This is a genomic window from Marinobacter sp. tcs-11 (genome assembly GCF_002049515.1).
Taxonomy (GTDB): domain Bacteria; phylum Pseudomonadota; class Gammaproteobacteria; order Pseudomonadales; family Oleiphilaceae; genus Marinobacter; species Marinobacter nauticus.
The window spans coordinates 230988-250807 of the sequence record NZ_LLYU01000001.1; the positions used below are offsets into that span (position 1 = coordinate 230988).

A 19820-nucleotide genomic window follows, 5' to 3' on the forward strand; every position below is an offset into this window, starting at 1 on the left:
GCTTCAACGAACGTCCAGGGTAAACCGGACCGTCACGTTGCCCTGGTCATCAACCGGCGCATCACGGGCCGGATCCAGCAGGAATAGCTGGCTGTCCGACACCTCGTGCGTCGCCGTCAGCACCTGACGAACCGTTACCCCTCGCTCCGAGGCCAGACGCCCGAGCGCTTCCGGGGGCAGGCTTCGCTCGCCATCACGCCAGGCCTGCTGCGCCTGCTCCCAGGCTTCACCGGTGACGGTCTCGCCACGGGCCTGCATCTGAGCTTTCAGCAACGCCAGGGCATCAGCCTCAGGGGCGACGGCACCACGGATGTTGAGCAGAAGCTCCGGACGTTCTCTTAACGCCTGGGCCAGCGCGGACAGTTTCTCGGCCTCGTTATCCGCCAGTTGCACACTGCCGGGGACAAAGCTGACCTGGCCCAGCTCTTCGCTGCTGAAGCCCGCCATTTCTGCCAGCGAGCCCAGCATACTGAACGGTGAGGCAGCCGCTTTCACCAACAGGTTCACGAACGCCCGCATGACAATCTGGCCAACGCTGAATTCCGGGTCTGACATATCACCCTGAATGGGCAGATTAACTTCGATCACGCCGTCACGATCTGTGAGCAGAGCCAGACCCAGCTTGACCGGGGCGTTAATGGCCTGTTCGCTGGCCACCGCAGAGCCCAGTTGCATCCGGTCCAGTACCACTTCGTTGGAAGCCTCAAGCCGGGTACCGGTTATCTGGTAGTCCAGCGCCAGTTCCAGTTTGCCGCTGTCCACCGAATACCCCAGATAGCGGCCAAAATAGGGTGACAGGACCGGCAACGCCATGTCTTTCATGGTGAGTTTCAGGTTGCTGGGCTCTTCGGTGCCCAGAGCGCCCAGGGTTCCGTCAAAACGAACCGGTGCCACACCGGCCAGCTGGCCGCTGATCGCCACCCGACCCTGTTGCGGAGGGACATTGCTGATGCCGGTCACCGACCCCGTGAGTTCCTGGAACGCAGTACTGAAGGGCGGCTCCAGCGTGCGGTCGGTGTAGGCCATGGAACCTTGCTCCACCACCAGTTCGCCAATGCGGAAAATAAAGCCTGCCTCCGAGCCTTCCGACGGCTCCGTTGCGCTGGCTTCTGCCTCGGAGGCCCCGCCATTCTGAATAATCTGCTGCAGATTATGCAGGCCGTCGGCGGCCCGGATGACATTAACCGCCGGGCTGTTCAGGGTCACGGTACCGATCTCCAGGCGGGCGGGATTAAGGTTGAACTCCACCGGCGCCAGGCGCAGCAACTCCCAGGACACCAGCTCCCCGCCATTGCCCGGTAGCCTCGTGGCTAGCCCAGCAATTTCTGCGGTGCCGCTGAAGGTGCCGGTCAGGGGTTCATCCTGGGCGTCCAGGTCCAGATTGCCATCGAAACCCAGGCGCCCGTCCACCAGCTCCAGGTTTGCGGCATCGGCAACATAGGGTTGGATAACGGGCAACAGGATGTCGCTGCCGGACAAGGCGCCCTCAAAGGTAAACGGCGCCGGAGTCAGCTGGCCAATGGCGGTCACCCGGCCACCGGTGCCGAGTTCCGCGGAGACATCGTAGGAAACCGGTTCATCCAGGCGGTGCGAGAGACCACCCATGGTAACGGCCAGATTATTCACGGCAATGTCCGCGTCTGTTTCCGGCACCTGATCCCGCCAGCGCACCTGGCCACCAGACAACTCGACACCCTGGACCGACCAGCGGAATGGCTCGCCCAAATCAGACGCCGGCTCCGAGGTTTCGGATTGATCGGTTCCGGCAGTTGCCAGAGACGCCTGCCAATCCACCTCACCCTCGGCATTCCGGGACGCAGCCAGCGACGGTTGCTCGATCGACACCATGCCAACGGTGGCCTCCCGGGCCGTCAGATCGAAGCCAATGCCCTGAACGGCAATGGTCTCGGTGGCCAGGGCAGGCTGGTCATCTGCAGCCGACAGCGCCAGCGCCAGTTGCTGGATGGTGAGATTGCCATCGGAAGTGATCAGTTCAAAGCGATCGCCACCGGCCAGTTCATAGCGGGATTCCAGGGTCACGGTGCCATCGCGCAGCTGCCACGGCAGATAGGGAGCCAGGAAGTGGGCGAGAGTATCATGGCGAAGCCCGGAAAGCCGGAGCCGCCCGGCGGAGTACAGCGGGGTAACGCTTAATTCCCCATCCCATTCAATCACCTGCTCACCCAGTGCGGCCATCACAGAATACTGGCTGTCGCTGCCTTCCCGGGGCCAGGTGGCCAGGTCGTTCAGGGTCAGATCCAGCGGCGCAACCCGGAACTCGGCAGGGTCGCCGCCCTGGGAGAAGTCGCGGAACAGCAGTTCACCGCCGTCAATGGTCACCTGTTGGAAATACAGCCTGGGCGGATTACCCTTCTCGGCGGTTTTAGTCTGGGTCGCGTCCTCACCCTCGGGATTGGCACTGCGCCAGTCCCGGGCATAATTGATGTCGTAGTCCTGCAGCAAATCCAGGCGAACGTCCGGCTCCACCAGACGGATTTCTTCAAACCCGATGATACCGCGGAGCAAATTGAGGAAACTGAGATTGACCCGCAGGTGGTCAAACGCCGTCACCGGCTCCCCATCTGCATCCTTTGCAGAAAAGGCGTCTGCTTCCAGGCTGAAGGAAAACGGGTTGAACCGGACGCGCTCCACCTCAGCCTGCCAGCCCATGCGCTGGTCCAGCTGTTCCGGCAGCGACCGCTCCAGCCACCAGGGCAGAGCCAGGAAGCCTGCCAGGGCATACAGGCCCAGCAACATTCCCAATGCGATCAGCAGGTTCCTGACCAGATGGCTCTTCCGGCGACTCACCACCCGGCGGCTTGCTACCTGGTTATTCTCCGCCTCTTTCTCTGCCACAAGTCTCTCCCTTTATCTGCCCACGGCACCGTAGCCGGCCATGGTGCAAGCATAGCGCCCGTGTACGGTGTTTGTCAGCGAATTCACCAGACCAGACACGAAACCTGACAGCGGCCACCGAACCCGATATGCTCCGCTGACGTATGACTCCCTGTGTTGATCAACGGAGACGAGCAGTATGGATATCGGCGATATGCGTCGGGATTTCGAAAGCGAAGGGCTGGACCGGGAACACCTGAACGAAGATCCGGTGCAGCAGTTCCAGACCTGGTTCGAGGATGCCAGAACGGCGGGCATTCTGGAGCCCAATGCCATGTCACTGGCCACCACCGGTGCCGATGGCATGCCCGATCTCAGAACCGTGCTGCTGAAGTATTTCGACAACCAGGGATTCGTGTTTTACACCAATTACGGCAGTCGCAAGGCTCAGGAGCTTCAGGAGAATCCCCGGGCCGCCCTGCTGTTCCCGTGGATTGGCCTGAACCGGCAGGTGCGTATTCAGGGTGCGGTCGAAAAGGTCAGCAAGGCGGAATCCCTGCGCTACTTTTCGTCCCGGCCCAGGGGCAGCCAGATTGGCGCCTGGGTTTCAGAGCAGAGTCAGGTCATTACGTCCCGAGGCCTGCTGGAGCAAAAAGTCGCGGAGATGAAGCGCAAATTCAGTTCCGGAGAAATTCCGCTTCCCAGTTTCTGGGGCGGGTACCGGGTGGTTCCGGAGCGAATCGAATTCTGGCAGGGAAGGCCGAGCCGGCTTCACGATCGATTTGAGTACGTGAGAGAGGGCGATGGCTGGACAATCCAACGACTGCAACCCTGACCGGCCGGCAATCTGGCTATGCCACCAGATTAACCGGAACCTGTCTCAGGCTCCGGCCTGGATGACCGCCGATGAAGGCGAAACCCTGGCGCGCCTGGAAGGGCCCAGGCGCCAGGAATACCTGACCAGCCGCTGGCTGATTCGCCAGGCCCTGGCCCGGGCCAGTGGTGAGGCTCCGGCAAGCTGTAATCCGGTACCGGGACGGCCCGTTGCCTCCGCCAGCCCGCAGGGCTGGCACCTGTCCCTGAGCCACAGCCAGGGGCTGACTGCCTGTGCCACCGGCCGGAGCGCCCTGGGGATTGATCTTGAACCGAGCCAGCGCCGGGCAGACTGGGCCAGAGTGACAACACGCTGGTTCACCGCCGTTGAACAGGAGTGGTTGCTGAGGGCGGACGATCCTTTCAGTTTTCTCAAGGTCTGGACTCTGAAAGAGGCCTGGCTCAAAGCGACCGGACGGGGCATCGCCGGCAACCTGCAAACTCTGGAAGTGCGCAAGAATTTCGAGCTGTACGGGGATCAGCCGGACCGACACTGGCAGGCCAGTTGTCTGTATGCCGAGGGCTTTCTGGTCACCCTGGTTTATCCCTGCGATGGCAGCCCGGATAACACCAGTCTCTGGCCGGAGATCACCTTGCTGGAACCACCGCCGGATGACTACAATCAGGAGCCGGCTCCCAGCCTCGACCTTACCTGGGAGCCACTGTTTCACCGGCTGATCAGAGCCCGACCCTAGCGAGGCCACCATGCCCCAGACCACCGGCCGTTGCCCCTGGTGCGGCACCGATCCACTGTACGTGCACTACCACGATACTGTCTGGGGGCGCCCCGAATACGACGATCAGGCGCTGTTCGAGAAACTCTGCCTGGACGGACAGCAAGCCGGTCTAAGCTGGATTACCATCCTTCGCAAGCAGGAAAGCTACCGGCAGGCCTACGCCGGCTTTGACCCGGAGCAGATTGTCCGCTTTGATGAGGACGATATCGCCCGCCTGCTGGCAGACCCGGGCATTATCCGGAATCGCCTGAAAGTTCATTCCATCATCCGCAATGCCCGGGGGTTCCTCGCTCTGCGGGATCAGGGCATCTCGTTCTCGGAGTTTCTCTGGCAATTCGTCGACGGCCGGCCGATCCAGAATCGGTGGCAGGCACTGGCCGAGGTCCCCGTCACCACCCCGGAATCTGAAGCCATGTCCAAGGCCCTGAAGAAAGCGGGCTTTAATTTTGTGGGCCCCACCATTGTCTACGCCTTCATGCAGGCCACCGGCATGGTCAATGATCATCTGGTGACCTGCCATGCCCACGCCGAGTGCCAACAACTGGCACAATGATCTTACCGGGCCGGTTGGTCGTAAGTTCCCCAGACACGCCATTTCGGGAGCTTTACGGTGCGCATTACCCTCGACGAACTCAAAAACCTGGAACAACCGGTGATCGACCTTCTGGAGATCCTCTCCCTGGAGGGGCAGCAATACATGGCACGGCTACACGGCCCGGAAGGCATGAAGGTGCTGTCCGATCATAAGGGGCAGACCCGGCTGTTCCGAAGTGCCTGGCAGATTCAGGACACGCTTTCTGGCTACACCATCCGGGAAACCCAGGTGGTGCATCCCTCGGCGTACCACGAAATGGTTGGTATGGCGCCGGCAGACATCGAACCCATGCGGATACAGGTACAGAGGCAGAAGTCGTGATCTCAGTTGCTCGCCTGGCCGTTCTGGTCGGCATTGCCGGCCTGATTCCATTCATTCTTGGCACCGCTGGCCTGTTCCTGATGCCAGCCAACAGCGTTGCCATTCTGGCGTGGTTCTATATTTACAGCGCCGGTATTCTCGCTTTTATGGGCGGAATCTACTGGACCATTGCCATGCAGCTGGAAAACCGCTCCTACCCGCAATCGCCCCTGGTGACCATGCTGCTGAGCCAGTTGTTCTTCGTTGCCGCCGGTATCGGGCTATTACTGCAGACGCCACAGAAAATCCCGCTCTACATCGTCGCGTTCCTGTTGCTGTATCTGGTGGACGCCCGCTGGATGCGTACCTACTGGCCGGCCTGGTATCTGAAGATGCGATTGGTGCTGACCACCGTGGTACTGGCCTGCCAGCTAACGGTCGCTGCCTGGTTTTTCCTGCTGCACGGTGCCTGATTCAGGCACCGTCAGGATCTGTTCCAAACAGCGCCTGCAGTTTTCTCAGGGCCCCTTTCTCGATCTGTCGCACACGCTCCCGGCTCAGGCCCATCTGCTCCGAGATGGTTTGCAGAGTCTCGGGTTCAATCAAGCCAAGCCCGTAACGCCGGGTCAGGATATCCCGCTCCCGGTCCGACAGTTCCCCCATCATGCGCTCCAGCCGAATCATCCGGTCCCGCGCCCGAAACGGCTGATCCGGGCGGGTATCGGCACCCGCATCGAGACTGTCGGCCAGGGTCACCGATCCGTCTTCAACCAGCGGAACATCGGTCGACACTTCCCTGGACGCCAGGGCTCTCAGTTCGCCAATCCTGGAGGGTGTGGCCTCCATTTCCCGAGCCAGCTCGGACTGGGTAGGCTCCCGGCCAAGGGAGTGATGCAAGCGCATGGACACCTTCTGCAACTGGCGGATCTCCTCCACCACATTCTCCGGCGTATGCACCACACGCACACCCCGCTGCAGGCAGCGGCGCACTTCTTCACTGATCCACCAGTAGGCATAGGTGGAGAACCGGAAGCCCTTGCCCGGGTCGTAGCGCTCCACAGCCTTGATCAGACCAACATTGGCATCCTGAATCAGATCCGACATGGGAATACCATGGTGGCCGTAGCGCCGGGCAATGTGCACCGCCAGTCTCAGGTTGCTCTGGATCAGGCGGTGACGGCAGGCCATGGCAAGGTGATAGGCCCGGCGACAGCGGGCCGAAAAGGCGCAGGCATCGCCCAGGCTACCCACCACATCCCGCAGGGTTTGTGGTGTATCCTCGGGTAATGCCAGTTCGGTATGAATCACCTTTAGCGACCGGATCAGCTTTCTGGCCAGACGCCGTTCATCGGTTTCGCTAAGGAGGTCATGCCGGGACGCATCCCTGAAATACAACCCGACCAGGGAATCCCTTTCACCATCGTTGGGCAGCGTCGGAAGCGGTCCCGGCCGGCTCTGTATCTGCATGGCTCGGTACCCGTTTGATATTTATTGAGAATACGCAGATCAGGCAGGCATGGATTCCCCGGCAGCGAGGGGAAAACCGAAATACAGGAATACAGAAAGGAGGATGAGTGGGGGAGGGATCGGTCACGCCCGGCCATGAAACCTCACAGGTTGTGAGACGGCCGACCGGGCGCCCGATCTGGAGGCAAGACTCCTCCATTACCCACAGACGAAGCGACCGGTTCCGCCTGTGGGTAATTCCTAGCCGGCGGTGGTTGATGCCGCCACGATGGCATATTCGTGGTTATGGGGTTCTATCAGCGCCCCGTGCAGGGCCACAATCGCCTGGTCGTATTTGTCTTCATCAACCACGAACTGGATATCCACCTGGCGCATGCACTGGTGGATCGCCAGCACGCTGATGTCATTATCAGCCAGTGATTTTACCGAACGGGCAAGAATGCCCGGCACCTTCATATCACTGCCAATGGCAGACACCAGGGCCACTTTGCGGGTACTGATTTCGGCATTGGGGAACTCTTCCTCCAGTGCCTTGACCACCCGCTTCACGTGCTTGAGCGTGGTATCCACGTAGTGGGTAATGGTATTGGCATTGGTGTCCTTGGACATGAACCGCACTTTAAAACGGCTCAGTACATCCAGGATACGGCGGTCGGAACCCGGCTCGCCCTGCATGTCCTGGTCGAACACCTCAATGGCAAATACGCCTTTGGCACCTGCCACGATCTCCACCTGGGGTTTTTCACTGACGTAGTCGCCAGTGATCAGCGTACCAGTGTGCTCCGGCTCGAAGGTGTTCATCACCCGCAGCGGAATCTCGTTCTGGCGCAGACCTTTACCCGCACGGGGGTGAATCGCTTCCATCCCCAGGTTGGCCAACTGGTCGGCGACGTCGTAGTTGGTACGCCCTAACGGAACCACCTTGTCTTCGCCAACAATGTTCGGATCGGCAGAGCTCAGATGGTATTCCTTATGGATGATCGCTTCCCGGGCGTTGGTGATCACCGCCGTGCGGCTGAACGTCATCTCACTGTAGCCCCGGTCGAAGGTACGCATCAGACCTTCCTTGCACTGGGCATAACCGGTCACGATTGGCAGTTCCCGGCTCAGGTCGATGGCATCGAAGGCCTGCTTGAGCTTTTCATCCAGCGGCAGTAATTCACTGTCGCGCCAGCCGGTCAGATCGACAAAGCGGGCGTTAATACCTTCCTGCTGCAGTTTCAGGGCGGTATTGAAAGCACTGTGGGCCTCGCCAATCCCCGCCAGCATCTCCCGCACGGTGAGCAGATGCTCTTCAAGCTGGAACTGGCCATAGGAACACAGGCGCTGCAGGTCGATCAGGCAGCCCCGAACACCTTCAATGCGATCAGTAATGAACTGGTCCGCCTGCTGCTTGAGCATCGGATCGGCAAACAGCTCACCGTTGATGTCCGTCAGCAGTTGAATCAGCTTGGTAAGGTCGTCGCCCCAGGCCCAGTCGGATTCGGCATCGGCAAACAGGGCATAGACCCCCGGCTCGCCGGTTTTCTTGTGCTCCAGCAGTTCATTGGTCACGCCACCGTAGGCAGAGACCACAAAAATCCGCTGGTAGAGGTCGCTCTTCTTGCGCTTACCAATAATGATATTGTCGCGCACGGCCTCATAGTTACTCATGGAAGTACCGCCGATTTTCTCGACGGTATGTTGTGCCGTTGTCATGTCGTTGCCTTTGCTATCCTGCGGAATGTAAGTGTGGGATGGCGGGCGTCTTACGACGCCTCGCTAACACCTTCCTGCATGATCTCATCGACACTCTCGGCCAGGATTTTCACACCCAGGCGCAGATCATCTTCGCTGGTGGTCAGCGGCATCAGGCACTTGATCACCTCATCGTTCGGGCCACTGGTCTCGATGATCAGACCGTGCTCGAAAGCACGCTTGGTGATCGGCCCGGTCAGATCTGCATGCTTGGCCTCGATGCCGCGCATCAGGCCCCGGCCTTTCATCTTGAACTCACCCGGGTACTTGTCGCAGATGGCCTGCAGGGCATCACCCAGCACCTTGGTCTTGGCCTTCACTTCGTTGGCAAAGGTGTCGTCCTTCCAGTAGGTTTCAATGGCGGCACGGGCAGTGACAAACGCCATGTTGTTACCACGGAAGGTACCGTTGTGCTCACCGGATTCCCACACGTCCAGTTCCGGCTTGAACAGCACCAGTGCCATCGGCAGACCATAGCCGCTCAGGGACTTGGACACGGTCACAATGTCCGGCTTGATGCCGGCGAACTCGAAGCTGAAGAACTCGCCGGTACGGCCGTTGCCCGCCTGGATATCATCCACAATCAGCAGAATATCGTGCTTCTGGCACAGCTCGGACAGACCTTTAAGCCACTCGGCACGGGCGGCGTTCAGACCACCCTCGCCCTGTACGGCTTCAACAATGACGGCAGCCGGCAGCTCAACGCCGGAAGAGCTGTCTGACAGCACCTTGTCCATGATGGCCAGGGTATCAACGTCTTCGCCCAGGTAGCCATCGTAGAACATGAAGTCGACATGCCCCAGGGGAATACCTACGCCACCACGGTGATGCTCGTTACCAGTGGCTGCTACCGCACCGGTAGTGACACCGTGAAAACCGTTGGTGAAGGAAATGATGTTGGTACGGCCTTTCACCTTACGGGCCAGCTTCATGGCCGCTTCCACACAGTTGGTACCGGTGGGACCGGTGAACTGCATCTTGTAGTCCAGACCACGGGGATCGAGGATGTGCTTTTTGTACGATTCCATGAAGTCGTGCTTGGCCGTGGTGAACAGGTCCAGGCCCTGGCTCACGCCGTCCGCTTCAATGTACTCAAGCAGCGCTTTCTTCAGGATGTCGTTATTGTGGCCGTAGTTCAGGGAACCGGCACCGGCCAGAAAGTCCAGGTATTCCTTGCCATCTTCGGTGTACAGATGCGCGTTCTTGGCGCGGTTGAAAATCACAGGAAAAGCACGGGAATAAACGCGAACTTCAGATTCAGTCGACTTGAAAATTTCCATTGTCTTGCCTCTTAGCATGTCAGGTTCGAGGTAAATGCGCGGGAGCCTGTCGGTAAAACGTGTCGGTCGCAACAGACCCGCCGAGCGTTGCTTTAAGCCGTATGGCAGGCCCACCCCGGGTGGCCTGCCGGCTACTACAATCTCGTCAGTGGTTCACGCCAGAAGGCGTGAACACAGGCTCTCAGACAGGGTTCGTGAAAGGCCCGATGCGCAGCAGGAACTCAGAATCGTGCTTGCCGCCAAAGTGGGTCTCTTTCTCGAAATGCTCGTGGTAGGTGAGCTCGGCTCCCAGGTCACGGGCGAAAGAGCGGAACAGCGCCCAGGAGGCCTCGTTGTCTTCGGTAATCGTGGTTTCCAGGTGCGTGACATTGCTGCACGCGTCCCGGCCAACGATTTCCTTCAGCATCCGCTTGGCGAGGCCCTGTCCACGACCTTTCTCGTGAACCGCCACCTGCCAGACAAACACGGTCTCGGGCTGTTGGGGAGGGATGTATCCGGAGATAAAGCCGACCAGATCGCCTTCCTTCTCCGCGGCCACGCCGGTCTCGGCAAAGTGGCTGCACTGCAACAGGTTGCAGTAAATCGAGTTGGGGTCCAGCGGGGGGCATTCCGCAACCAGCTGGTGAAGCCTGTAGCCATCATCCTTTGTCGGTTTACGCAGGGTGATGGCGGTGGTATTCGATCCTTCTGATGTCATAACGTGATCAATTCGCTGCCAAAAGTTAGTGTTGAATTATATAGACCACAAAATATATTTCAAGTCGACCCCGGCCAGCCACTCAACACGGCCCGGGCCCGATCGTTTCAGAATAGACCGGATTGAAGCATTTGCCAGTGACAAATTGGTTACCGGAAAGACGGAAAAATGATGCCCTCCGGCACAAGATGGGTGCCGTCAGTCAGGCGTCTTCGATAGGACACAGCGGCAGGAGACCCTTCGGGCCAAAGCCTGTCAAACTGAGCCAGCCAGGCATCGATATCGTAAGCCACCGGCATCAGGGAAACATGCAGACCGGGCCGCGCAATTGCCGCCAACGGCTCCATAAAAGGGCTTGTAAAGCCAATGCGGGTAACGAGCCCCCGGGAGTCGGCACGCAGATTCCCCATGCCGGCCGCACCGTTATTGGCCACGATCCGTTGTTTTTCATCCACTTTACCGGACCAGATCACCGGCAGACAGGTATGGGTGCAAGCAATCAGGTTGGCACCGGTGGCGCGAAACCAGTACGCCAGCTTTTCCTCGCTGCCCGAGGCAATGGATTCGTGAGCCAGCCCCCACCCGGCCAGAGACTCCGGATCACCATGCAAGACCAAAACCTTTAGGCCTCCAAATATCAGGCAACGGTATCGTGGCAATAATGAGAGTTTCTTTTGAATATCGGGGTGTCGGTCCGCCACCACCTGCAGCCGCCCCATCATCTGATTGGACCGCTCCACCACTCCCTGATCCACATACTCCGGGTAAGCGCAGCCACAGCCGGCGCCGGCATTGGGGACCGAGAGCTCATAATCCACGTTGCCGAGAATCGCTGTGTGGTCCAGGATCCGGCTGTTGATCTCCCGGAACAGAGTGTCGTCAGCGTTAAACCAGTTGAAATCGCCATTGAAGACCAGCTTCACCCGGTGGCCATGGCGCTCCTCTGCGCGCACCATGGCCTCGATTTCATCAAGGGCGAAGGCATTGCCGTAAAGACCACCGACGATGTACAGCACATCCTCAGAAACATGCGCCGGCTCTCTGCAAAGAGACTCTGGCTTGTAGCGGTATGCCAGCGGGCAGCTGCGCCCTTCCTTATCAGCCATGATCTGGCCCCTCCGTTCTGGTCAGGCACCTTCGGCGGCCACCGGCTTTCCAGCCAAACGCTTTAACAGCAAGGGCAGGAAGAAACACACCGTACAGATCAGGAAACCGTAAGCATTCACGCCCAGCAACATCGCATAGGCACCGTCACCAATCGCCCAGCTTGATGGGATGAGGCCCACCGCCAACAGAACACCAAGACCAAGCCCGGTCCAGAAGCTGAGATGGAAGCTCCAGGGCGACCACTGGGTAAAACCATAGAACAGGAAAACCGGCGCCAGCCCCATGACCATAGTGCCCGAGATGGTCGTCGCCTTGAGGATGTCAGTACCGGCGAACATGGGCAGGTTACCCAGGAAGGCAAAAATCACCATCACCACGGCCCCCACTCTCATGCTCGGCAGCTTGTCCGACGCACGCCGCGCCAGGCGAGGCAGATCCACCGCAAGGGACTTGGCCAGTGAGGTAAAGGTGGAATCGAGAGTGGAACCGGCCGAGGTCATCATCACCACGCTCATGAAGAACAACGCCGCCAGCCCCAGGGACTGGCCCACTGCTGCGGGAGCGTTCCCCATGGCCTCAATGCCGTTAACCCGGGCGTGAACGCCCACCAGACTGAAAATAAACACCGCCACAAAGCCCAACAATCCGGCGACCACAAAGCTCTTGAGCATGGTCTTTTCCTTGTTCACAAAGCCCCGGTCAGTCAGCACCGGATCGTGGAATGGATAACTGAACAGTTGCAACAGAGCCACCAACAGCAAGTCGAAACCAGCATTGAGCCGGAACTCACCATTAGTCAACAGGGCGCTGGTGTCGTTGGCAGGGATGATCAGGAACAATACCGCCCCCACAAAGAACACAAACACGAAGGCCTGAATCACATCGGTGAAGATCGAGGACCGGAGACCGCCCTTCAGACTGTAAGCCAGGGTAAACACCGTAAACAGCATCGCCGCCGCGTAATACTCCCACTCACCGGGCAACCCGAAGTAACCGCCCACCACCGCGGTGTTACTCCAGACCTCGTTATAGAGCCGGATAAGAACCGCCGCGGCAAACGCCAGACTGGCCAGCCTCCCGAAACGCGAGGTCAGAAAATCCTGCAGACTCCGGGCCCCGGTCTGGGTCCGGATCAGGTAAATCACATAGCCTGCCACCGGGATGGACAGCCAGTAACTGGCATAAGCCAGACCGCCCACCACACCATAAGCCGCCCCCAGATTCGCCGCATTAGTCACCGACTTGGCAAAGATCCAGCTGATAAAAATACTCGCCGTCAGCGACCACTGACCCACCGGGTTGCCCTGATCATCGGCGCCCTTATAAAAAGAGTTTGCGTTCTTGCTCTTGGGCGACAGCGCATACATAACCACGCCGTAGACCAGCAGGAATCCCCAGAACAGGGATGCTTCGGTAAAATTCATTGTCTTGTTCCTGGTTTACGGTTTAACGGATCTACGCAGGCGCCGAACAACTCGCCCCAAAGCGGTAGCACGAGAAACACCGGTGATGCCGCAGCATGATCCGCTCGTCCATACTCTCCGCCAGCGTGCCGCCAAGGTCATACTGCGGATCATCGTCCACCAGCGTGCAGGCATACACCCGCACCTGTTCGCCCTTCTTCACCAGCATCCGCGTATAGGTGCACATAAAGTGCGACCGGGATTCCTTCGTCGGATACTTCTCCATGCAGGTCTCGGTAATCTCCGGGCTGCCATCTTCCGAACCAGGCGTGCCCAGGTCCGGAAACGCGGTGAACGCCAGGCCCTCCGGAATGCCCCATTCCCGGAAGATTCCACGGAACGCGGCTTCGATATCAGCCGGAATTTCCTTCGGATCGGTCTGGCGGGCAATGGATACCTTGAAACCCTGTTCGATCAGCCAGCGGATGCCCTGCAAGGCCTCATCAAAGCTGCCCTCGCCGCGGTCCTTGTCATGCCGGGCGCGGTCGGGAAAATCCAGGCTCACCCGGAAGTGGATCGGATAGGGGTTATCCAATAAGGGCAGCACCTGGTGCTGGCGCCTGTGCAGCGGCTCAGTGGCGTTGGTGAGCACAAAGCAGGGGCGGTACTGGCTCGCGTAGTCCAGGATATTGACGAAATCCCGGATCACGAAGGGCTCACCACCGGTGAAGGAAAACTGCTCCACGCCCATGTCAATGGCTTCGTGGATAAACGGTTTCACGTCAAGGAGCTTCATGCCCGGGATGCGGCCATCACCGGGATGGGAACCCTCCAGGCAAAACGGGCAGGCCAGGTTGCAGGCGGTACCAGTGTGTATCCACAGCTCTTTTAGCCTGTCGGCATCGATGTATCCCCGGGGATCACCGTTGCGGGTGCGGGTCCAGCGATCACGGGCCCGGGGTTCCAGAACTTCCACGGCCGGAATGCGTTTAGCGCGGGCCGGTCGGGTTTTGGTCAGGGGCATAGTGGCTCCTTGGTGTATTCGTCTTTTTCCCACGGCGCCAGCCATGGAGCTTCTCCAGCAGCTTCAGAATGCCTTCAGGGGCATGAGAGCGCTTCCATTCACCGGCCGCGTACTTGGCCGACTCGTTCCAGGTCGGGTAGGGGTGAATGGTGCCCAGGATCTTGTTCAGGCCCAGACCGTGTTTCATCGCCAGGGTGAACTCGGCCAGGATTTCCCCGGCGTGCGTGCCCACCACCACAGCGCCAAGAATCTTGTCTTTGCCCGGCGCTGTCAGCACCTTGATAAAGCCATTGTCCTCGCTTTCGGCAATGGCCCGGTCCAGGTCATCCAGGCCGTAACGAGTGACCTCGTAGGCCACACCCTTTTCCTTAGCCTCATTCTCACTCAACCCAACCCTGGCCACTTCCGGCGAGGTAAAGGTGACCCAGGGCATTACCCGATAATCCACCTTGAAGCGCCTGAACTGCCCGAACAGTCCGTTAACGGCCGCGTACCAGGCCTGGTGGGCCGCAGCGTGAGTGAACTGGTACGGGCCGGCCACATCGCCACAGGCAAACACATTCGGGTACCTCAGGCTCATGTCCTCTTCCACCGGTACCGTTCCGTTTGGCAGGGTTTCCACACCAATACGCTCCAGATTCAGGCCGGCGGTGTTGGCTGCGCGGCCAACCGCCACGAGAACCTGATCGAAAGGAATGCGTACCCGCTCACCTTCATGCTTACAGTAGGCAACCTTCTCCCCTTCCTCTATACGAAACTCGGCGGCAGAATGTTTCAACCGAACGTCCACGCCGTCTGCCCGAAACTGTTTCAACACCAGTTCAGAGACATCGGCATCCTCTTTCGCCAGCAGGCGCTCACCCATTTCCACCTGCGTCACCTGACTACCCAGCCGCGCAAACGCATGAGCCAGTTCCGAGCCAATCGGGCCACCGCCGAGCACCAGCAGACGGTCAGGCTGTTCTTCCAGTTGCCACAGGTTGTCCGAGGTCAGCGGCTCCATGTCTTCCAGACCAGGAATTGAAGGTACCGCCGGCTTGCCACCAGTGGCCACGACGATGCTGCGGGCGGTGAGGCGCTCGGTGCGGCCATCGTTGTGCCTTACTTCCAGTTCCCAGGGCGACACAAAGCTGGCTTCACCAGCAATGCAGTCCACACCCAGTTTTCGGTAACGCTCGGGAGAATCGTGGGGCTCAACTTTCGCAATCACCTCCCTGACGCGGTTCATGATGTTGTTGAATGAGCCTTTGACCGGCACCGATTCCAGCCCGTACCGATTGGCATGGCGCAGCGTATCCGCCGCCCTGGCGCTGCGAATCAGGGCTTTGGAGGGCACGCAGCCGGTATTGAGGCAATCGCCGCCCATCTTGTGCTTTTCTATCAGGGCAACCTTCGCTTTCACCGCCGCCGCTATATAGGCAGAGACCAGACCGGCGGAACCACCGCCAATGACCAGCAGGTTGTAGTCGAAATGCGCGGGTTTCTGCCAGCCGGCATACACTTTGCGGCGGCGGATGAAGCCCACCACAAACTTGGCAATCAAGGGAAAGAGACCCAACAATGCAAAGGACAGCAGCAGGTCAACCGAGACAATGTCACCGGTGGACTGAATCTGCCCCAACTGGGTGCCGGCGTTTACGTAAACAACCGTGCCAGGCAACATGGCAACCCAGCTCACCACGGCATAGGTGCGCAGCTTCATGGCGGTCAGGCCCATGGCCAGGTTGATCAGGAAAAAAGGGAACACCGGTACAAGCCTCAGGGTGGCCAAGTAGAAGGCACCATCTTTTTCGATGCCACGGTCCATTTTCGCCACTGTGTCTCCGTAACGTTTGCGCAACGAATCCCGCACCAGGAAACGAGCAGCCAGGAACGCCAAAGAGGCTCCAACGGTCGAGGCTAAAGACACCGCAGCAAATCCGTACAGGTTTCCGAAGAAAGCCCCTCCTGCCAGAGTCATGACCGTTGCCCCCGGCAAAGACAATGCGGTAACCAGTACATAAACCACCACAAAAGCGGAAAGCGCAATCAGTAGATTCGAATCAATCCAGTCGCCAAGACTCTGCTGATGTCTCTTCAGGTTTTCCAGTGTCAGAAGTTCATTTCCGCCAGCTGCGATAAAGCCGATCACAACAATCGCAATGGCGAAAACAAGAATCCACTTTTTCAATGTCATGAAAGAAACCCTTTAAACACTTATCGTTTACCTTTGAGACACATCAACTCTACACCTGTTACACCTCGCCCACCTTTTAAACATGCCTATTGGGTTTTACGTCATCGTGCCCTGCCAGATGTCATCAAATACACACGATTGTTTAACAATTCAGTCACAAGTTGTTAGTGCATACAGTCAGGGAAACTTCTCGACACATCGGGCGCCTTACCGCTATTCTTGAACGACCGCTCACGAAAGAGAATAACCATGACTCACACAGCCCCTCCACACGAGCAGGCGCTAGTATGCGGGCTGCGTGACGGAGACAACCTCGCCTTTCGGGAAGCTGTGCGCAGCTTCACGCCCGGTATGCTCGCGGTCGCCAGGTTTTACCTTGATGAGGCGGCCGCCGAAGACGTCGTGCAGGACTGCTGGGTCGCCGTCATCGATGCCATTCAGAAATTTGAGGGCCGTTCGGGGCTAAAAACCTGGTTGCACCGCATTGTCGCCAACCGTTGCAAGAATCGGCTGCGGGCAAGTAAACGGGAAGTCCCTCTCGAAGACTCAGACAGCCTGGAGCCTGCTCTGGCGGAACGCTTCAACGCCAGAGGCCACTGGCAATTACCCCCCAGGCTGAAGTTTCATGAATCTGCCGATACGCTGATGGAAAATGGCGCTCTTAACCAGTGCCTGGACAAACATCTCTCTGCGTTGCCGGAAACCCAACGCTCCGCCCTGATTCTCTACGAGGCGCACCAGCACAAATCAGACGACCTCTGTAACATTCTCGGTGTCAGCGCGTCCAATCTTCGGGTGTTGTTACATCGTGCCAGGCAGAAGATCTTTCTGATGGTAGAAACCTTTCAGGAGACCGGCGAATGCTGAAATGCAGCGAGCTGGCCAGGATCGCCAGTGACTACATCGACGGCGAACTGGGTACCCGGCGGAATCTGTCGGTGAAAACACATTTGATGATGTGCAAACACTGCCGAACCTTTATCGGTAACCTGCGCGCCAGCAATGAGTTGCTGGGTGCCCACGCCTCGGCACGAACCGAGGAGGCGTTTCTGCGCAAGATTGATGAACGGGTAGCCGAAGCCTTGAACGCCCGAAGAGGCAAAGATGTAGATGGCGACTGACAGCCCACCCTGCAATTCAATCGCAGCTATTTTTGAGCGAACACTCACGTTATGATTGCCCGAATATTCATTGAAAGACCCAGCGGGGAAACAGATGCCCAGACCTCCAAGCTATGATCGGGAAACTGCCCTTGCCAGCGCGGTCGGCCTGTTCTGGCACAAGGGCTACCATGGCAGCTCCATGAAGCAGATTGAGCGGGCTCTGGACATGCGCCCGGGCAGCATCTACGCAACATTCGGCAGTAAAGACGGGCTGTTTTCGGAAGCGCTGGCAAGGTATGCGCACCAGGCAGGCGAAGATCTTGCCTGCCACATGGCCGGCTACAACAACGTGCTGGATGGCCTGCAGGCTTTTCTGGTCAAGATCGCCAGGAGCTGTTCAGAGCCAGACAGCAGCACCCCGGCGCGGGCCTGCCTGATTGTGAAAACGCTGCTTGAATCCAGCAACACCAACACCGCGCTCCATCAAGAGGCAAAGGCCTTACTGACCGCCATTGAAAATGCCTTTACCGAGTTACTGGAAGCCGCCAGAAAGCAGGGCGAGCTGGCGCCCGACACAGATTGCCGACGCCTGGCCAGACTGTATCAGAGTCAGATCATGGGGCTTCGTTCCATCGCCGAACGGGAGCTATCTCGGACCGACCTCGAACAGTTGGGTCAGGATATGGCGGCTATCCTGGAGCCCTATCGGGTCCACAACTGAATCACCGGGCGGGACCGTTGATTTGCTCCAGAAACGCCGCCGGTAACGCATCAATCACGGGCCGGGCGTCACCGGCCAGCTCCGGGTTCGGCGTCTCCGGTTCCTGACTCAGGGTCACAGGCGATTCGGACCAGTGCAGCAGTTCCAGCCGACCGTTTTCCCGCTCCACCAGTGCGGTGCAGTGTTCCACCCAGTCGCCATCGTTACAGTAGAGACCCTCTTCGCTGCGCAGGAAGCCCGCCGAGTGGATATGGCCGCAGATAAAACCGTGATAGTGGCCTTTTTCCGCCGCGGTCAGCGCCGCCAACTCGAAACGGCGGATAAAGGTTCTGGCCTTGCCAATCCGGCTTTTGATCCAGGCCGCCAGCGACCAGTAGGGCTTGCCCTGTAATCGCCGCAGGGCGTTGAACCAGCGGTTCAGACGCAGCAACAACCCATGGGCGCGGTCTCCGACCAGCAGCATCAAAGGGCTGCAGCGCACCACCTGGTCAAACTGGTCGCCATGGCAGACCAGAAACTGACGGTCGTCGGCGGTGGTATGCACGGCCTTGTACTGCAATTCGATGCCGGAAAATGTCTGGCCACAGAAACGCCGGAAAAATTCATCGTGATTGCCCGGGATGTACACCACCCGGGTTCCCGTTGCCGCCAGCTCCAGCAGCTTGTGGATAATCTGTCGGTGGCTGTCTGGGAAATGAGCCCGTCGCTGCATGGCAATCAGGTCGACGATGTCGCCTACCAGGTAAAGTGTCTGGCATTGAATGTTATTCAGGAAATCCAGCAGATAGTCCGCCTGGCAATCGGCGGTACCCAGATGGACGTCGGATATGAATACGCTTCGATACTGTCGCATGGTGCCTCCGGTGAGAACAGGCCTGCTTTCAGGATCCTGACATCACCTTGGCAACACCCGGTGACACCGGGGTGACAGCACCAAGACAATTTGATGAAAGCGGAGCCGATGTGGCCGGCTCCGCTGGCTGCAACTACTGGCGAAGGGCGGGATTAAGCGTGTAGGTGCCGGTTACCCGGGCACTGGCCAGCACATGTCCGGCCATGGCCTGACGCACGTCGTTGCCGTCAAATTCACCCTCCAGGCCCAGGGTGTCTACATCCAGAGCATGCACTTCAAAGTGGTAGTGATGGATGATTTCATCGTTCCAGGGCGGGCAGGGGCCGTCATAACCGGCATAGGTGCCGGCCATGTCCGGATTGCCGGCCAGAAACTGGGTGTAATTGTTCACACCACGGACACCAATCGGGCCAGGTCCATAATCCTTGCCCTTGGGACTGACACCATCGCTGTCTTCACCTTCCGGGATCCGCTTTGTGCCAGCGGGAATATCCACCAGCAGCCAATGGAAGAAATCGACGCGTGGCAGGTCGGCCGGTACGGTCTTGCCTTCCTGATTGACGTCGTCGGCGACGCTGGGCACATCCGGGTCAAACATCATCACCACAAAGCTTTTGGTGCCCTCCGGTGCACCGTCCCAGACCAGCTCTGGATTCCGGTTGGGACCAAAACTCATGTGGTCCTGCTCACTGAACACACCGAAGGCAAATTTTTCCGGTACCGGCTGGCCTTCCTCAACACCTCGAACCTGCAGTTTCACGTCGCTTTCTCCTGTCTGTTCTTCAAGTGGATGAGAAGTTTGTAGCAGCGCCAACGGCTCTGTGTCCAGCCCGACAATACTAACGATGGAGCCAATAGGTACTTGGGCTCAATTGTCTCGCTTCAACATCGGCGGTAGTATACGCCCCTGTA

General features: G+C 58.8%; 19 protein-coding genes. 8 read left to right on the top strand and 11 right to left on the bottom strand.

Annotation, left to right across the window (positions count from 1 at the left end; all coding sequences use genetic code 11):
• Positions 1 to 3: 3 nt before the first annotated feature.
• Complete coding sequence (locus ARC85_RS01015; protein ID WP_286714168.1) at positions 4 to 2856, bottom strand: DUF748 domain-containing protein; 2853 nt, start codon at positions 2854 to 2856, stop codon at positions 4 to 6.
• Positions 2857 to 3034: 178 nt separating this feature from the next.
• On the opposite strand from ARC85_RS01015, the gene pdxH reads away from it, so the two are divergent.
• From pdxH to ARC85_RS01040, 5 genes are read left to right on the top strand one after another with little or no spacing between them, the layout of a single operon-like run.
• The gene (gene pdxH / locus ARC85_RS01020) at positions 3035 to 3670 is read left to right on the top strand and encodes a pyridoxamine 5'-phosphate oxidase (RefSeq protein WP_153739752.1); all 636 of its coding nucleotides are present in this window, start codon (positions 3035 to 3037) and stop codon (positions 3668 to 3670) included.
• Positions 3639 to 4403 (top strand): 4'-phosphopantetheinyl transferase family protein, encoded by a 765-nt coding sequence (locus ARC85_RS01025; RefSeq protein ID WP_153739751.1) that lies wholly within the window; start codon positions 3639 to 3641, stop codon positions 4401 to 4403. The genes pdxH and ARC85_RS01025 overlap by 32 nt, the downstream gene beginning before the upstream one ends.
• A 10-nt stretch (positions 4404 to 4413) precedes the next feature.
• Positions 4414 to 4998 carry a DNA-3-methyladenine glycosylase I gene (locus tag ARC85_RS01030; RefSeq protein ID WP_153739750.1) on the top strand — a complete coding sequence of 195 codons (585 nt, stop codon included), beginning with the start codon at positions 4414 to 4416 and terminating at the stop codon, positions 4996 to 4998.
• A 57-nt stretch (positions 4999 to 5055) separates the two neighbouring features.
• Positions 5056 to 5361: a DUF6482 family protein gene (locus ARC85_RS01035; RefSeq protein WP_022992293.1), complete on the top strand. Its 306-nt coding sequence runs from the start codon at positions 5056 to 5058 to the stop codon at positions 5359 to 5361.
• Positions 5358 to 5813: a DUF3429 domain-containing protein gene (locus ARC85_RS01040; protein WP_022992294.1), complete on the top strand. Its 456-nt coding sequence runs from the start codon at positions 5358 to 5360 to the stop codon at positions 5811 to 5813. The genes ARC85_RS01035 and ARC85_RS01040 overlap by 4 nt, the downstream gene beginning before the upstream one ends.
• Before the next feature lies 1 nt (position 5814).
• Here the strand turns inward: ARC85_RS01040 and ARC85_RS01045 are convergent, their stop codons facing one another.
• The 8 genes from ARC85_RS01045 to ARC85_RS01080 form a co-directional block, all read right to left on the bottom strand.
• Positions 5815 to 6807 carry a sigma-70 family RNA polymerase sigma factor gene (locus ARC85_RS01045; protein WP_022992295.1) on the bottom strand — a complete coding sequence of 331 codons (993 nt, stop codon included), beginning with the start codon at positions 6805 to 6807 and terminating at the stop codon, positions 5815 to 5817.
• Positions 6808 to 7047: 240 nt separating this feature from the next.
• Positions 7048 to 8505 (bottom strand): aspartate kinase, encoded by a 1458-nt coding sequence (locus ARC85_RS01050; RefSeq protein ID WP_011783729.1) that lies wholly within the window; start codon positions 8503 to 8505, stop codon positions 7048 to 7050.
• Between the two features lie 50 nt (positions 8506 to 8555).
• Positions 8556 to 9824 (bottom strand): diaminobutyrate--2-oxoglutarate transaminase, encoded by a 1269-nt coding sequence (gene ectB / locus ARC85_RS01055; RefSeq protein WP_014420132.1) that lies wholly within the window; start codon positions 9822 to 9824, stop codon positions 8556 to 8558.
• Positions 9825 to 10005: 181 nt separating this feature from the next.
• Positions 10006 to 10521 (bottom strand): diaminobutyrate acetyltransferase, encoded by a 516-nt coding sequence (gene ectA / locus ARC85_RS01060; protein ID WP_011783727.1) that lies wholly within the window; start codon positions 10519 to 10521, stop codon positions 10006 to 10008.
• A gap of 149 nt (positions 10522 to 10670) precedes the next feature.
• On the bottom strand, positions 10671 to 11627 hold the full coding sequence (locus ARC85_RS01065; RefSeq protein WP_286714169.1) for a hypothetical protein: 957 nt from the start codon (positions 11625 to 11627) through the stop codon (positions 10671 to 10673).
• A gap of 21 nt (positions 11628 to 11648) precedes the next feature.
• Positions 11649 to 13052, bottom strand: a complete 1404-nt coding sequence (locus tag ARC85_RS01070) for a sodium:solute symporter family transporter (protein WP_199452029.1) — start codon at positions 13050 to 13052, stop codon at positions 11649 to 11651.
• Between the two features lie 31 nt (positions 13053 to 13083).
• A complete protein-coding gene (locus ARC85_RS01075) occupies positions 13084 to 14055 on the bottom strand; it encodes a radical SAM protein (protein WP_286714170.1) in 972 nt (323 codons plus the stop codon).
• Positions 14021 to 16231, bottom strand: a complete 2211-nt coding sequence (locus ARC85_RS01080) for a dihydrolipoyl dehydrogenase family protein (RefSeq protein ID WP_286714171.1) — start codon at positions 16229 to 16231, stop codon at positions 14021 to 14023. The genes ARC85_RS01075 and ARC85_RS01080 overlap by 35 nt, the downstream gene beginning before the upstream one ends.
• Before the next feature lie 249 nt (positions 16232 to 16480).
• Here ARC85_RS01080 and ARC85_RS01085 point away from each other — a divergent pair, with 249 nt between their 5' ends.
• From ARC85_RS01085 to ARC85_RS01095, 3 genes are all read left to right on the top strand, one after another.
• A complete protein-coding gene (locus ARC85_RS01085; RefSeq protein WP_226596846.1) occupies positions 16481 to 17098 on the top strand; it encodes an RNA polymerase sigma factor in 618 nt (205 codons plus the stop codon).
• Positions 17092 to 17352 (top strand): zf-HC2 domain-containing protein, encoded by a 261-nt coding sequence (locus tag ARC85_RS01090; protein WP_199452033.1) that lies wholly within the window; start codon positions 17092 to 17094, stop codon positions 17350 to 17352. Before ARC85_RS01085 ends, ARC85_RS01090 begins: the two co-directional genes overlap by 7 nt.
• A gap of 94 nt (positions 17353 to 17446) precedes the next feature.
• Positions 17447 to 18055, top strand: a complete 609-nt coding sequence (locus tag ARC85_RS01095) for a TetR/AcrR family transcriptional regulator (RefSeq protein ID WP_222534194.1) — start codon at positions 17447 to 17449, stop codon at positions 18053 to 18055.
• Between the two features lies 1 nt (position 18056).
• Here ARC85_RS01095 and ARC85_RS01100 read toward each other — a convergent pair whose 3' ends face one another.
• Both ARC85_RS01100 and ARC85_RS01105 read right to left on the bottom strand, forming a co-directional pair.
• The gene (locus ARC85_RS01100) at positions 18057 to 18908 is read right to left on the bottom strand and encodes a UDP-2,3-diacylglucosamine diphosphatase (protein ID WP_153739741.1); all 852 of its coding nucleotides are present in this window, start codon (positions 18906 to 18908) and stop codon (positions 18057 to 18059) included.
• A 133-nt stretch (positions 18909 to 19041) separates the two neighbouring features.
• The gene (locus tag ARC85_RS01105) at positions 19042 to 19668 is read right to left on the bottom strand and encodes a YbhB/YbcL family Raf kinase inhibitor-like protein (RefSeq protein ID WP_121208084.1); all 627 of its coding nucleotides are present in this window, start codon (positions 19666 to 19668) and stop codon (positions 19042 to 19044) included.
• Between the last annotated feature and the right edge of the window lie 152 nt (positions 19669 to 19820).